This is a genomic window from Sphingobacterium corticibacter, from assembly GCF_003076635.1.
GTDB classification, from domain to species: Bacteria; Bacteroidota; Bacteroidia; order Sphingobacteriales; family Sphingobacteriaceae; genus Sphingobacterium; species Sphingobacterium corticibacter.
In genome coordinates, this window is sequence record NZ_QDKG01000003.1 from 288,373 (window position 1) to 302,197 (window position 13,825).

The 13,825-nt window shown below is 41.6% G+C and carries 11 protein-coding genes; 4 read left to right on the forward strand and 7 right to left on the reverse strand.

What is annotated here, in order from left to right; all coding sequences use genetic code 11:
• Position 1: 1 nt before the first annotated feature.
• The 4 genes from DC487_RS09965 to dinB all read right to left on the reverse strand — a co-directional run bounded on the left by DC487_RS09965 (position 2) and on the right by dinB (position 6,699).
• Positions 2-724, reverse strand: a complete 723-nt coding sequence (locus DC487_RS09965) for a nucleotidyltransferase family protein (RefSeq protein ID WP_116775827.1) — start codon at positions 722-724, stop codon at positions 2-4.
• 103 nt (positions 725-827) lie between these two features.
• The gene (locus DC487_RS09970) at positions 828-2,156 is read right to left on the reverse strand and encodes an inositol-3-phosphate synthase (protein WP_116775828.1); all 1,329 of its coding nucleotides are present in this window, start codon (positions 2,154-2,156) and stop codon (positions 828-830) included.
• Positions 2,157-2,445: 289 nt separating this feature from the next.
• Positions 2,446-5,499 (reverse strand): DNA polymerase III subunit alpha, encoded by a 3,054-nt coding sequence (locus DC487_RS09975; protein ID WP_116775829.1) that lies wholly within the window; start codon positions 5,497-5,499, stop codon positions 2,446-2,448.
• 12 nt (positions 5,500-5,511) lie between these two features.
• Positions 5,512-6,699: a DNA polymerase IV gene (dinB, locus tag DC487_RS09980; protein ID WP_207774362.1), complete on the reverse strand. Its 1,188-nt coding sequence runs from the start codon at positions 6,697-6,699 to the stop codon at positions 5,512-5,514.
• Positions 6,700-6,777: 78 nt separating this feature from the next.
• Here dinB and DC487_RS09985 point away from each other — a divergent pair, with 78 nt between their 5' ends.
• Positions 6,778-7,017 carry a helix-turn-helix domain-containing protein gene (locus DC487_RS09985; protein WP_116775830.1) on the forward strand — a complete coding sequence of 80 codons (240 nt, stop codon included), beginning with the start codon at positions 6,778-6,780 and terminating at the stop codon, positions 7,015-7,017.
• A 24-nt stretch (positions 7,018-7,041) separates the two neighbouring features.
• Here the strand turns inward: DC487_RS09985 and DC487_RS09990 are convergent, their stop codons facing one another.
• On the reverse strand, positions 7,042-8,187 hold the full coding sequence (locus DC487_RS09990) for a hypothetical protein (protein WP_116775831.1): 1,146 nt from the start codon (positions 8,185-8,187) through the stop codon (positions 7,042-7,044).
• Between the two features lie 200 nt (positions 8,188-8,387).
• On the opposite strand from DC487_RS09990, the gene DC487_RS09995 reads away from it, so the two are divergent.
• Complete coding sequence (locus tag DC487_RS09995; RefSeq protein WP_116775832.1) at positions 8,388-8,612, forward strand: hypothetical protein; 225 nt, start codon at positions 8,388-8,390, stop codon at positions 8,610-8,612.
• Between the two features lie 44 nt (positions 8,613-8,656).
• Here the strand turns inward: DC487_RS09995 and DC487_RS10000 are convergent, their stop codons facing one another.
• Together DC487_RS10000 and ppk1 are read right to left on the reverse strand one after the other, a co-directional pair.
• Complete coding sequence (locus DC487_RS10000; protein WP_239016357.1) at positions 8,657-9,715, reverse strand: PA0069 family radical SAM protein; 1,059 nt, start codon at positions 9,713-9,715, stop codon at positions 8,657-8,659.
• Positions 9,716-9,762: 47 nt separating this feature from the next.
• Entirely contained in the window at positions 9,763-11,826 is a 2,064-nt protein-coding gene (gene ppk1 / locus DC487_RS10005; RefSeq protein WP_116775834.1) for a polyphosphate kinase 1, read from the reverse strand.
• 480 nt (positions 11,827-12,306) lie between these two features.
• Here ppk1 and DC487_RS10010 point away from each other — a divergent pair, with 480 nt between their 5' ends.
• Both DC487_RS10010 and DC487_RS10015 read left to right on the forward strand, forming a co-directional pair.
• Complete coding sequence (locus tag DC487_RS10010) at positions 12,307-12,609, forward strand: hypothetical protein (protein ID WP_133228490.1); 303 nt, start codon at positions 12,307-12,309, stop codon at positions 12,607-12,609.
• Positions 12,610-12,694: 85 nt separating this feature from the next.
• A complete protein-coding gene (locus tag DC487_RS10015) occupies positions 12,695-13,825 on the forward strand; it encodes an efflux RND transporter periplasmic adaptor subunit (RefSeq protein WP_116775836.1) in 1,131 nt (376 codons plus the stop codon).

The following is a 13,825-nucleotide window of genomic DNA, read 5'->3' on the forward strand; positions in this document are numbered from 1 at the left end:
CTTAATTTTTGCCACATTCGCCAATTTCCATCAGATAAGCCTCGGCTTGTTTTTGGTCGGATAGATGATCTACATCCACGATCTTGTGGAAGATATGACCTTCCACGACCAATGATTTTTCTAAAAGACTTCGTTGATAGTTACGCATTCTACTTTGTCCTGATTGGATCTGTTCATGTGCAACCTGCGCTGCACGTACACGCAATCCGTAGATACCACCAGAAACTAGAGTGGTATTTTGTGTCTTTACGTCTGAAAAAAGTTCAATTTGATGAGATTCATCCATGGCAATATACAAAGGGCTTTCATCGTCTATAAAAGAGGTAATTCCCATATAGGCATCTGCTGATTTCCGTGCACGAAACTGTGTGATGTAGTTAGCAAATTCACGTTCGGAAAAAATAGTATCCGTCGTGGTTACCACACATTCTGTCCAAGATGGATTGGCCTGCAAGAGTTCGCCCAAGCTATGTAATGAACTTTCGGTATCAAAGACATAAGGATGTATAGGAACTCCAAAATCATTATTCGCCAGAAAATCCCGTAAGTCAACCGATGCGCTATTGACGATAACGTGTACACGAGCGGCGCCATTCTTGGCGAAGATCCTAATTAATCGTTCGATCATAGCTATGCCACAGATCGGAAGGAGGGGCTTTGACAGCTCGATACCTTCATTTTTTAACCTCGATCCTTGACCGGCAGCTATAATGGCAAATTCCATTTGGCTTTTCTTTATTGGTTTAGTTTAATAACTAGGGAAGACGAAACATATGTATGCTAAATCTCCATGTTTCGCCTTCCCAATATCTATATGTACAATAGGTTTACTGAATGCTTTCTATCAATTCTTGATAATAATCTAGTCCTAAGTGCGTAATAAGATCTTCGCCCTTAATATGTCTCAAAGTATTCTGAAGCTTCATCAATTGCTTGAAGATGTCATGTTCTGCTGGAAGTCCCGGTGCAGTCTGTGGAGATTTTAAGTAAAATGACAACCACTCCTGTACACCATACATCTCAGAACGCTGAGCCAAATCGATAAAAAGTGCTAAATCCAGCACAACAGGAGCAGCTAAGATCGAGTCGCGACACAAAAAATTAATTTTGATCTGCATCTTATAGCCCATCCAACCAAAAATATCAATATTGTCCCAAGACTCTTTGTTATCACCATGTGGCGGATAGTAATTGATGCGTACTTTGTGGTAAAGATCGCCATAAAGTTCTGGGTTTTTGTTTGCATCCAATATTTCTTCCAAAACCGATAATTTAGACACTTCTTTGGTCTTGAAGTTATCTGGATCGTCTAATACCAAACCATCACGATTACCTAAGATATTGGTCGAGAACCAACCTTCTACACCCAAAGCACGCGCTTGCAATCCAGGCGCTACGATGGTTTTCATCAAGGTTTGTCCGGTTTTAAAATCTTTTCCTGCAATAGCTACATTGTTTTCTAATGCTAGCTCTACGATAGCTGGAGCATCACAAGTTAGATTCGGAGCACCATTCACATAGGGCACACCTTCTAATATCGCCGCATAACAATACAACATGCTCGGTGGGATACGGTCGTCGTTATTGTCTAAGGCTTGTTCTAACTTTGGAAGTTCTGTAAAGATATCCTCTGCATCGATGTATTTTTCCGTCGATCCACACCAAACAATAACTACACGATCTAGGTTGTTTTCCGCTTTGAATGTCTTAATATCTGCGCGAAGTGCTTCGATCAACTCACGATGTGTCGTCTGAGTCTTCACATGGTCTCCATCTAGATTTTTGACAAAATCACGGTTAAATACCGCTTTCATCGGAACGATTTTTTCTAAATCTTCTCGTACAGCCTCCAATTGATGTGCTTCTAATACTTTGGCTTTGCTAGCTGCTTCGAATACATTGTCGGCATATAAATCCCAACCTCCAAACACGATATCCTGTAAGCCTGCCAATGGCACAAAATCTTTGATCAATGGATTACGATCTTCTGTTCTTTTCCCTAATCGGATGCGACTCATTTGAGAAACTGATCCAATTGGTAAAGATAATCCTTTGTTTACCGAAGCTACTCCAGCAATTAATGTAGTCGCAACAGCGCCCAGTCCTGGCATCAAAATTCCCAGCTTGCCCGTTGCCTCTTTGATTTTATATTTCATTTTACAGTAGTGAATGAATGTTTACAATATGTTAATACGGTTGTAAAAATGGGTTAAAAGTTTGATTAAGCCTATGGTGAATTGTTAAATTAAAGTAAATATTTGACTATTCGGTACATATGGTTAGTTTGACTGTTAGCATCATTACAAGATATCTCATGTAATGATTAAGTTTGAATATAAGTTAGTTATACATAATTAAACTAATTGACCATTGAAGTCATAGGGTTAGTTTCTTGCTATTGGTAATTTTTAAATATATAAAAATTTACAGAGAGTTTACCTAAAGTTAACACATCTTTTGTCGCGGAAAATTGACTTCGTGCGCTTGGGGATAAGGCTTACGATTTGTCATACTTACATCTTCTTGTATTCTGCGTTGGGTATCATACTGTCTTTTCTGATCGTATGCATAGCGTGGATCAGGAATAAATGCCATTTTGGCCATTTTATGGATCGTGATGGTCGGGAAGTGATAATCTACCTCGACTGTGCCAAGTAGCAAATAACATCCGCCACCTTTGAAAGGATATTCGGCCAAGCAATCTGGGAAATGCGCTGTATCAAAATAGTTTCCTTGCACATCCACCCAAGTGCCAAAGTACATCGTTCCACGTTTGGTAGGCACATGTTTTCTCGAAATCAGATAAGCCAGCATCTTTACTTGCTTTTTATGATGTTGAGTCAGCTCGTTGACCATTATGGTACCACGATAACGAGTTTGCAGCAGATCAAAGGGCGAGCAGGAGGTAGGAAACCCCAATAATTCGATCTCGTCAAAAGCATCTTCAAAGGCAGATCGCTCCAGTTTAGGCAAGGTATATTCGCGAGCGGGCTCATGCAACAAGACCGGTTGCTGCGTTTGTGGTTTGAAAGAGACCAACAACAAACGCGCGTGCACCAACAACTCACTTTTGCTCTTTCCCGTAAAGCGAAGTGCACCGATAAAAATCAAGGTTTGTATACTTTCTATGCCCATGGGTACACGACGAAGTAAATCCTCTAACGAAATATATGCGCCATGTTTGAGTCGTTGAGCAACAATCTGATCGGCTAATTTGGATTCTAAGCCTTGCAAATGCATAAACCCCAAATACACATCAGTACCATACAAAGTGGTAATGATATCGCTATGGTTTACACAAGGATTTTGTATCGTGGCGCCCGACATGCGCGCTTCATGAATATATACCTCCGTACGATAAAAGCCGCCTTGATTATTGATCACAGCCACCATAAACTCCATCGGATAATACACTTTTAGGTACAGACTTTGGTAGCTTTCTACCGCATAAGAAGCCGAATGTGCCTTGCAAAAGGAATAGCCTGCAAACGACTCTACCTGTCGGTAAACTTCCTGACTGAGCTGTGGATCATGTCCTTTCTGGGCGCAAGAATCAAAGAAATTGCTTCGCACCCGTTGCAATGCTTCTAATGAGCGGCCTTTGCCACTCATCGCACGACGCAGCACATCACCATCTGCGGCTGACAAGCCGCCGAAGTGCATCGCAATCTTGATCACATCTTCCTGATACACCATAATGCCATACGTCTCGCCCAGATGTTCGCGAAATACCTCATGCATGTACTCAAACTGATCGGGATAATTGTGTCGGAAAATATATTCTTTCATCATGCCCGACTGCGCTACTCCAGGTCGTATAATGGATGAGGCAGCTACCAAGGTACGATAATCAGCACACTTTAGCCGACGCAACAGTCCACGCATCGCAGGCGATTCGATGTAAAAGCAACCGATCGTTTGTCCACGTGCGAGGTGATCGTTGCACTGTGCTTCTTCTTTCGAAATCTGCGTATTGCGAATGTCAATCGTAATGCCTCGATTTTGCGCAATAATCTTCACCGCGTCGTTGATGCTGCCGATGCCACGCTGACTAAGAATGTCAAACTTCTCCAATCCGATGCCCTCGGCCACATGCATATCAAATTGCACAATCGGAAAACCTTTGGGGGGCAATTCCAGTGCAGAATACTGCGTAATCGGTGCTTCCGAAATCAATATACCGCAGGCGTGCATACTCCGTTGATTCGGATATTGTTCTAGCATATTGGCATAATGATGTATTTTGCGCACTACGGAGTTGGTATCGTGCTGATCCATGGATTGCGTAGCCAATGCATCCAACTCCTCTTTGGGCAAACCAAATACTTTGCCTAGCTCTCGGAAGATAGAGCGGTATTTGAATGCTATGTTGGTACCGCAAAAAGCCACATGATCTTTGCCATAGCGATCAAAGATGTAGCGCAGAATAATATCGCGTTCTTGCCAACCCCAATCGATATCAAAATCGGGTGGTACTTTACGATTTAGATTAAGGAATCGCTCGAAATATAGATCCAATTCTAGCGGACAGATATCGGTAATGCCCAAGCAATACGCGATAATACTATTGGCACCGCTACCACGACCAATATGCATAAAACCTTGGCTATTGCTGTATTGCACAATATCCCAGGTGATTAAGAAATAACCACTAAAATTAAGCTCATCAATCACTTTGAGTTCCCGTTCGGCACGTTGCCGAGCCAGCGTATGGTCGGCCCCATATCGTCGAAGCAGTCCTTTCTCAGTGAGCTCTGTGAGCAATAATCGGTCGCTTTCACGGCTATCCGTAAAATGTTTCTTGTTTTTAGGTGTTGTGAATTCAAAGTCAAAAGAACAGCTCTCTAACAGCTGCTGTGTATTCGCTACGATCTGCGGATAAGCTTGAAAAATAGCCCGTAAATCTTGTACTGGTAGAAAATATTCGTCTGGACGGCAGCAATCTTCCTTACTGACCTTAGAAAGCAATACATTGCGATCTATCGCGCGCAAAATCCGGTGCAGTTGATATGATTCCTCGTCACTAATGGTGATCGGAGCCAAGATCACCATCTTGGCAAAATAACGCTGCCATTGTGGGCGGATCAATAGATTGATTTCATGCGGTTGTACACCGATGTATTCGTGTTCACCTAATACTGCAGGAGCTTGACTCATGGTGTAGATAATCGCCGTATCGGGCAGGGCAGGGCATTTTGCGGGCAACCCCGTTTCTTCCAAGTTATGTGTGGTGCGCAATTGGCAGATAGCACCGACGCCATGACTATTTTTAGCGAGCAGAATGTAATAAAGCTCGTTGTTTTCTCTCATTTCCATTCCCACAACGGGCTTAATATGCTTTTGATGACATTTCTGCGCAAATTCATAAATGCCCGTCACGGTGTTAATATCGGTAAGCGCCAAGGATGTTGCGCCGGCCGCCGCTGCTTGCTCTACAAGCTTTTCAATGGATAGTGTTCCGTAACGAAGACTGTGGTAAGATCGGCAATTGAGGTACATAAGCGTTCCGGATTAATGTTCGGGGTTTTCCTGTTTACTGTATTTTGGGTTTTCCAATTTCTTAACTCCTCCAGCACGGTTTACTTTATCGTATCCGAAGCGTGTTTTTATCTGATCCATCGCCTGGTAGAGCGCCACCATTTCCTGTGTATCTTCAAATAGATTGATTTGTAAGCTACCGCGCACCAAGTTGGTAAAACGCACGCCGATCAGTCGAATACGCATACGTCGGTTATACAACTTATCGAAAAGTTCCAAAGCACAGCACGACAAGGTATGATCGGCCGAGGTATAAGCCACGCGACATTGCCTGGTTTCGGTATCAAAATTTGCATAGCGTAGCTTGATCACCACGGTAGAGGTAAGCCATTGTTCCGTACGCAGCTGGTAAGCTAGCTTTTCGACCATACTACCGATAATACTGCGCAATTTTACCAAGTCGATGGTATCTGTGCTGAAAGTATTTTCTGTCGAAATGGATTTCCGTTCGGAATAAGGTTGCACTGGATTACTATCTATTCCGTTGGCTTTTTTCCAGAGATCCAGTCCATTTTTTCCAATCATTTGCTGGAGCACTTCGACCGGCATATCGGCCAAGGTGTGTATTTGGCGAATGCCAATGCGGGATAGCAATTGAAAAGTACTATCGCCCACCATTGGAATCTTTCTTATGGATAGCGGATTGAGAAATGGCCGCACGTTATTGGCTTCGATTTGCTTGCGACCAATTGGTTTGGCTTCGCCCGTACCAATCTTCGCTACGGTTTTATTGACCGAAAGGGCAAAGCTAATCGGTAAGCCTGTTTCCTTGGTGACGCGCTGTGCCAACTCTTCTGTCCAGCGGTATGCTCCAAAAAAACGATCCATCCCTGTTATATCCAAGTAATGTTCGTCAATGCTTGCTTTCTCTACCACGGGCGATTGCTCTTCAATAATCTCGGTAACGGTGTGCGAAAGTTGGGAATACATTTCCATATCTCCTTTAATGACTTTGGCTTCCGGACATAATCGTAAGGCCATTTTGATCGGCATAGCCGAACGCACGCCATAATAACGTGCTTCGTAAGAACAAGATGCGACCACACCGCGATCACCACCACCAATGATGACAGGTGAACCGTACAACTCACTGTTTTTCAAGCGCTCGCAAGACACAAAGAAGGTGTCCAGATCCATATGTACAATGGCGCGTTCCATCATGATCCTTTCTATTATTTTTAACAAACTTACCTGGTTTAGCTAAAAATATTAGTATTATTGTTGTTCCAAATTAGGACAATGTTGTATCTATCTGAAAACATACGCTATCTACGATCCAAAGCGGGCAAGTCACAGCGAGCGCTAGCTGAGCAGCTTGGGATTACGCGTGCGCGCTACTCGAAGTATGAGTATGGTACGGCAGAGCCGCCTTTGGAAATTTTATTGAAAATATCGGATTATTACCACGTCACGATCAATGTGTTGATCGCGGTATCTATACCAGATTGTTCATCTGTCAGAAAACATCAAGAGGAGTAATGGGAGCGTGTATATAGGGCGTTATTAAAAATAGTAACCTAAGTTGATGTTGAACCTCCCTTGTAATTTAGCATCTGGATTACCTCGGCTAAAATCATCGACAAAATTGCCGCCGAACCAAGAATGATTGTATCCAGCAGCGTATTCTACGTAGGTGATTACTGGACCTATATTAGCGCGCACACCAGTGACATTCATATAAGAGTTTTCAAAAGCTCTACGCGCTTTTTGCATATAGCCAAAATCGTTATAAGCAGTAAGTTGCTTTAATATTCCTCGATTTATATCCATACGTCTAGACACACCAAACGTATACAGATTAAAGTTCGTCGCGACTTCGTAGGCAGATCCATAGGCTGCCATTTCAATCACTTCATTGGATTCGCCCTCAGCATTTCGAGGATTCATCACGGCATGTACAAAGCTCGCTTTGAGATTCCACTTTCGGTAATCTGCCTCATAGGCCAATGCGCCAGCATAATGATTACCTACATCTTGTGTATCCATATTATATATCCCACCATATTGTCCGGAAATACCGATTCGTTGTTTGACCGTTCCCAGCGTCTTATAAACAAGATTACCATTCACCTGATTGTTCTTTTTATTGCGCCCTACGACATCATAGGCAAAACGGCTATATGAAAGTTCTACATCGCCACCCACATCCAACGTTTCTGCATTTTTGAAGAAAGCGATATCATAATCCCAATGTTCTTTTCGGCGCAAGTATCGAATACCCATATCATAATTATCTTCCAAGCCCACATAATAGCCAATATTGAAAAACCAATTGTTAGAGGCATAGGGTTGGAGTCCAAAAGGAACAGATGCCAACCCGACCTGAATCTGTTCGCCTTCCCGAAATTCATATCCCATCCAGGCATGCTTTAAAAATCCACCTCCAAAAGAAGCAGCATACTGTCGATACTCAGCGTCTAGCAACACGTTCTTATAAGCCGCTTTTACATTTAGGAGTAATACATCATAGAGGATAGCTCCGCCTTGATCCCGTTGTTGCTGATCCCAAGAATTGTACAAATAATTGAAACGCAGCGCACCTCCAAGACGTACCTGTAAAGAATCTTGGGCGATCAAAGGTTTGGATAATATAAAACATACTAGTGAAAGTACAATATACTTCACTGCGGGTAAAAAATAGTTTGGCATTAATATATTAGTAAAAGATAAATAGCATTTTCAGCATTAAAATTAACTATAAATTTAATTTTAATGCAATTTTATGTAATATCTATCAATTAATTTTTTTTACATGTAAGATTCAGTACAAGTATAAATACCTAAAAGCTTGTATGCGTTAAACAAGAAATCGTGTATGCTGTTTTTTCTCTGAACAATAAAATAAGATTATGAACAGAAAGAACTATGTATTAGGAATATTAGCAGCTGGTGTGTTGGCACTAAGCGCTTGTAACAATCATCCTCGTGAAGAAGCAGAACAACCACGCATGCCAGAAGATCGTACATTAGATCCACACGAAGAGCCTTCATCAACGACAGATACAGCTCATCGTGATACGATGCCTACAGCAGATACACTGAATACCAGAAATCCTGCTCAGCCAAATTTTTAATCAGCAGATACGGTATATGGCGATATTGACATCTTCCGATCAGCTCAAAATAAACGAAGCTGATCGGAAGATGTAGATCGTCTAAAATGTGTTTTAGAAAAGGTGTGGGTATCCTGATTCAGTCCACATTTTCGCGCATGTAATTTAAAATTGTCTTTGATGATTTGGGCAATATTTCCCGAACCACGCATACGATTCCCAAACGTACTGTTATTCAACTGCCCATTGTGGCAAGCGGCAATCTGATGTAATATTTTATCTGCCCGATCGGGATAAGTCTTTTCCAACCAGTCTTTAAAAAGCACCGCAATTTCTCCATTTAGTCGTACAATAGTATAACCTGCCCAACGCGCACCATGATCGCTGGCTGCCTGCAATACGGCTGGTATTTCATGATCCGTTAATCCCGGAATAATCGGTGCACACATAATTCCTGTAGGAATTCCTCGCGCACTCAGTTCTTCCAAGGTACGAAGGCGTTCGCGTGCTGTCGCGGTTCTAGGTTCTAGCTTTTGCCGCGTCGCTTCTGTTAGTGAGTTGATCGACAGATAAACAGCACACAGTTGCTTTTTTGCCATCTCTTCCAAAATATCCATATCACGTTTTACCAAACTGTTTTTGGTAATGATACCTATAGGTTGCCCGTGATCCAAGGCGATTTGAAGTATCTGACGAGTAAGCTGGTATTTGCGTTCGATGGGTTGGTAACAATCGGTATTACCAGAGAGTGAAATAGTATCTGCTTGCCAAGATTTTTTATTAATGAATTCTTTGAATAATGCGGGTGCATTTTCTTTGACCAAAATCTTACTTTCGAAATCAATACCGGCGCTATATCCCCAATATTGATGCGAATTGCGCGCATAACAATATATACAACCATGCTCACAGCCTTGATAAGGATTGGCGGAGTAGGCCATGCCCACATCCGGACTCTCGACCTTATTCACTAAAGTTTTGGGATGTACCGTTGTTTGAAAAGTGCGCGTAGGTTCTTCTTCCCATTCGTCAATACCTTCCACATGGTGCTGCCCATATTCATTCGTAAAAAAACGATTCTGTGGATTGTATTGAGCACCTCTGCCTTTGGTATAGTGTTTCATATCGCGCATCTTTATGAAACAAATATACTAATATTTTTAGTAATTTATTACGTCAATTCTTTAAGGTATTGATGGATTTTCCACTGCGAACGATAAGATTCCTGTTCATCTTCTACATATTCATTGCTCAGATTTTCATCCAGTAGTCTGGCCTTCACATTATCTTTCAGCTGTATGTTGAGCATATCTTTCAACTGTTTTTTAATGTCCGGAGCGGTAATATGGATAGCTGCTTCGACGCGATGATCCAAATTACGAGTCATCCAGTCGGCAGAGGAGATGTAGATGTCTTCCTTACCGCCGTTGTAGAAGTACATGACGCGTGCGTGTTCTAAATATTCGTCTACAATACTGATTGCTCGAATAGGTTGTTTAAAACGTTTTTGATTGATCGCACAATAAATACCACGTACAATCAAGTCAATTTCTACACCAACTTCGGCAGCCTCATATAGTTTCTTAATCAAATCCTTGTCGCTTAGTGAATTCACCTTCACGATCATGTGTCCTTTGCGGCCAGCGCGCACTTCAGCGATCTCTTTATCAATATAGATCACCAATTTATTGCGCATCGTAGTAGGGCATACCAACAAGTGTTTGCAAGCAGATAACTGATGATCCAGATCTACTTTTGGCTTCTCCAAAGCATTAAAGACCTTATTGATATCAGCCATAATACGGCGATCGCTCGTCATCACACAATAATCACCATACAGTGCTGCTGTTTTTTCATTGATATTTCCCGTGCTTACAAAGCCATACTGAATGGTTTTTCCGTTTGCACGCTTTTTTATCACACATAGTTTGGCGTGCACTTTTTTGTTTGGGATACCCAATAATACACGAATACCTTCCATTTCGAATCGATCTTTCCATTCGAGATTGTGCTCCTCATCAAATCGAGCACGCAGCTCTACCATCACAGTTACTTCTTTGCCGTTGCGCGACGCATTGATAAGTGCATTAGCAATTTTAGAATTTGTTGCCATGCGATAGATCGTCACGCGAATAGACTTCACATCGGGATCCATCGCGGCTTCGCGAAGCAAATCAATGACAGGATCAAAAGTATGATACGGGAAGGAGAGTAACACGTCTTTTTTCGTAATCACATCAGTAATACGCTTTCCCTCTACAAAAGCAGGATGATCAAAAGAAGTACGCTCAGCGGGCTTGGTATAAGTCTTAAACACATCAGGAAAATCCATGAAATGTTTGAAATTATGGATTTTCTGTCCGGGAATGATGCTATCTTTCTTACTTAAGTTGAGCTTTTTGATTAAAAACTCCACCAGATTCGTATCCATATTTTTGTCAAAAACAAAACGCGTGGGCTTTCCTTTACGTCTATTTTTGACAGCCTTTGTGATTTTTTCTACCAAACTGGTATTGACATCATTGTCTAAGTCGAAATCTGCATCTTTACTAATTTTAAAGGCATGCGCATGAAATTCATCAAACCCAAAATAAGAAAAGATATGCGGCAGATTGACTTTGATTACGTCTTCTAACAAGATAACCACCTTGTCGTTTTTGCGCTCGGAGGGAACGATTAGAAATCGACCAACTACGCGAGTAGGTAGCTCAATGATCGCAAACTTTGTCTCGTAGAGCCATTGCGATTTTTTCATGGCAATACCAAGATAAAGACTTTTATCGCGGAGATAGGGCATAGGGCGCACATCATCCAGCAATAGCGGGATGATATTACTTTCTACTTTCTCGCTGTAGTAGTTTTTGACGAAAGCGATTTGCTCCTCACTGAGCTCGTCTGCAGAAGTGATAAAGGTATTTTGTTTGGCCATTTCTTTCCGGACATTTTTCCAGATCTGGTCAAACTTCTTTTGTTGTCGCACGACGATATTATGTACTTCTTCCAAAATCACTGATGGATCGTCAAAAAAAGAAGACATTGCTGTCTTGTCCTTGATCTCCGAAGCACGCTTTAACCCAGCCACTCTTACCCGAAAGAATTCATCTAAATTATTGGAAAATATTCCCAAAAACTTAATGCGCATCGATAGTGGAACACTCGGATCTGCCGCTTCTTGTAGGACACGACCATTAAAACTTAACCAACTAATATCTCTTGGATTGTACTTTTTAGACATGTAATGTGCTCTATTGCTCCAAAATTAGTCCTTGCATGTGTGCATAATATTAAGATAATGTTAATTCAATTTTTTCCCGGATTCAATCAGCTCCCTAGCAATTGCTCGTGTCAACGACACCGATGTTGCATTTTCTTTCTCAGATCTCTGTCTGATAAAAGGATGCTTCGATGTATTGCTATCGGAAGGAGATAGTTTTTTCTTACGCCACATACTCACTAGGTTTATAACCAATATCTGATCAATTGGTTTCAAATACGCTCAATACTTACGCTAAATATAAGACATAATCAGTAAATCTTTGTTTGCAATGTAAAATTTATATAGGATTTTCATCATATCCTTTACTTATCGAAACAATCTGTGAGTAGTAGTGTACGATAAACACTATATTTGGCTATTGATATGGTTACTAAGATAATTCATCTTCTGTCGTTACTTAGTTTTCTCAATATGCTTACTTTTGATAAGAGTCGGCATATGGAAATACTATTTGGGCAATCAGAAATGGTGACCGATACCCTAGTCGAATTTATCTTAGAAGACATCATGCATATCGACGGTGATCCTATTTGCGATCCCGAAGATCCCGAAATTGTGTACGAAGATTTTCGGGATATTAGCCAGACAATAACTGCTATACTTCCCGTATTTTTATTTTTTGCTGGCTACTTATTTTCTGATGTCGACAACTTTCGGCAACATGATCACCCAGATTACGTATCTAAGATGCGATCCATCCCGGGTTACTACACTTTTCTCTACAGGCTAAGGCCATTCTAAATTCTTTCCAGATTCTTATTTTATTATTGCCCACAGTGCGCGTGGGCGAACCATGTACATTTTAGTTTTTTTACCGTAATTATTTATGAGGAATAGAATTTTTGCTTGGGTGATTGGTATGTCGAGCCTATCTATGATGGCTGCCTGCTCGGCCTCAAGCAATCAGAGTGAAACAGAGACAAAGAAAACAGGTAGATCCATCCCTGTTACCAATCTTATTGAAATGGATACCACTGTTTATAAGCAGTATATCGCCGATATACAAGCTTATAAAAATGTGGAAATGCGGTCTCGCTTGACCGGATTTTTGGAAAGTATTCATGTGGATGAAGGCGCACAAGTACGAAAAGGCCAGGTGCTATTTCGCCTAAATTCGGACGAGTACAAATCCGAATTGGCCAAAGCAACGGCTTTACGTAGCAGCGCACAGGCAGATGCCAAAAAGATCGAGCTAGAGATCGAACGCACCAGAAAATTGGTGGATAAAAACATTGTCAGTGAGACCGAATACGAGCTACTAGAAGTGCAATTACGTGCTGCCAAGGCGAAGATCGCCGAATCGGACGCGATGGTACAACAAGCACAAACCCAACTTTCTTTTGCTCAGATTCGCGCACCATTTGATGGCCGTATCAATCGTATTTTACTTAAAGAAGGCTCTTTATTAAATGAGGGAAGCCTATTAACTACCATATCAGATCTTAGTCAGGTCAACGTATATTTTGATATTTCTGAAGCGGAATACCTTACCCTGGCCAAAGACCCAAACTTTAATCGGAATAGCTACCGCAAAGAAGTGCAATTGCTCCTTGCTAATGGTGATCGCTACCCGAGCAAAGGTTTTGCGGAGATTGTAGAAAGTGAATTTGAGTCGCAAACAGGATCTATCTCACTTCGTGCTCGTTTCCCCAATGAAAATTTGTTGCTAAGCCACGGTGCTTCCGGTAAGATCGCGGTGCCGCTAGCTACAGGAAATCTATTATTCGTACATCAAAAATCGGTCGTAGAGATACAAGATAAGGTATACGCCTATGTACTACAGAAAGATAATACCATCAAGATGACACCATTCGACGCGGGTCAACGTGTCGGCCATTTTTATGTCGTCAACAAAGGACTGAATAAAGATGACAAAGTGGTGTTTGAAGGGCTGCAAGGTTTGCGTGATGGCATGACCATCGATCCGAAACCAGCCAAGTTTGTAGAACAAGACTAA

Bases quoted from the DNA above. Each gene is read 5' to 3' on its own strand.
- DC487_RS10010 (WP_133228490.1), top strand. From the start codon at position 12,307: ATGGAAATACTATTTGGGCAATCAGAAATGGTGACCGATACCCTAGTC.
- DC487_RS10000 (WP_239016357.1), bottom strand. From the start codon at position 9,715: ATGAAACACTATACCAAAGGCAGAGGTGCTCAATACAATCCACAGAAT.
- DC487_RS10015 (WP_116775836.1), top strand. From the start codon at position 12,695: ATGAGGAATAGAATTTTTGCTTGGGTGATTGGTATGTCGAGCCTATCT.
- DC487_RS09990 (WP_116775831.1), bottom strand. From the start codon at position 8,187: ATGCCAAACTATTTTTTACCCGCAGTGAAGTATATTGTACTTTCACTA.
- DC487_RS09965 (WP_116775827.1), bottom strand. From the start codon at position 724: ATGGAATTTGCCATTATAGCTGCCGGTCAAGGATCGAGGTTAAAAAAT.
- DC487_RS09975 (WP_116775829.1), bottom strand. From the start codon at position 5,499: ATGTACCTCAATTGCCGATCTTACCACAGTCTTCGTTACGGAACACTA.
- DC487_RS09970 (WP_116775828.1), bottom strand. From the start codon at position 2,156: ATGAAATATAAAATCAAAGAGGCAACGGGCAAGCTGGGAATTTTGATG.
- ppk1 (WP_116775834.1), bottom strand. From the start codon at position 11,826: ATGTCTAAAAAGTACAATCCAAGAGATATTAGTTGGTTAAGTTTTAAT.
- dinB (WP_207774362.1), bottom strand. From the start codon at position 6,699: ATGATGGAACGCGCCATTGTACATATGGATCTGGACACCTTCTTTGTG.
- DC487_RS09995 (WP_116775832.1), top strand. From the start codon at position 8,388: ATGAACAGAAAGAACTATGTATTAGGAATATTAGCAGCTGGTGTGTTG.
- DC487_RS09985 (WP_116775830.1), top strand. From the start codon at position 6,778: ATGTTGTATCTATCTGAAAACATACGCTATCTACGATCCAAAGCGGGC.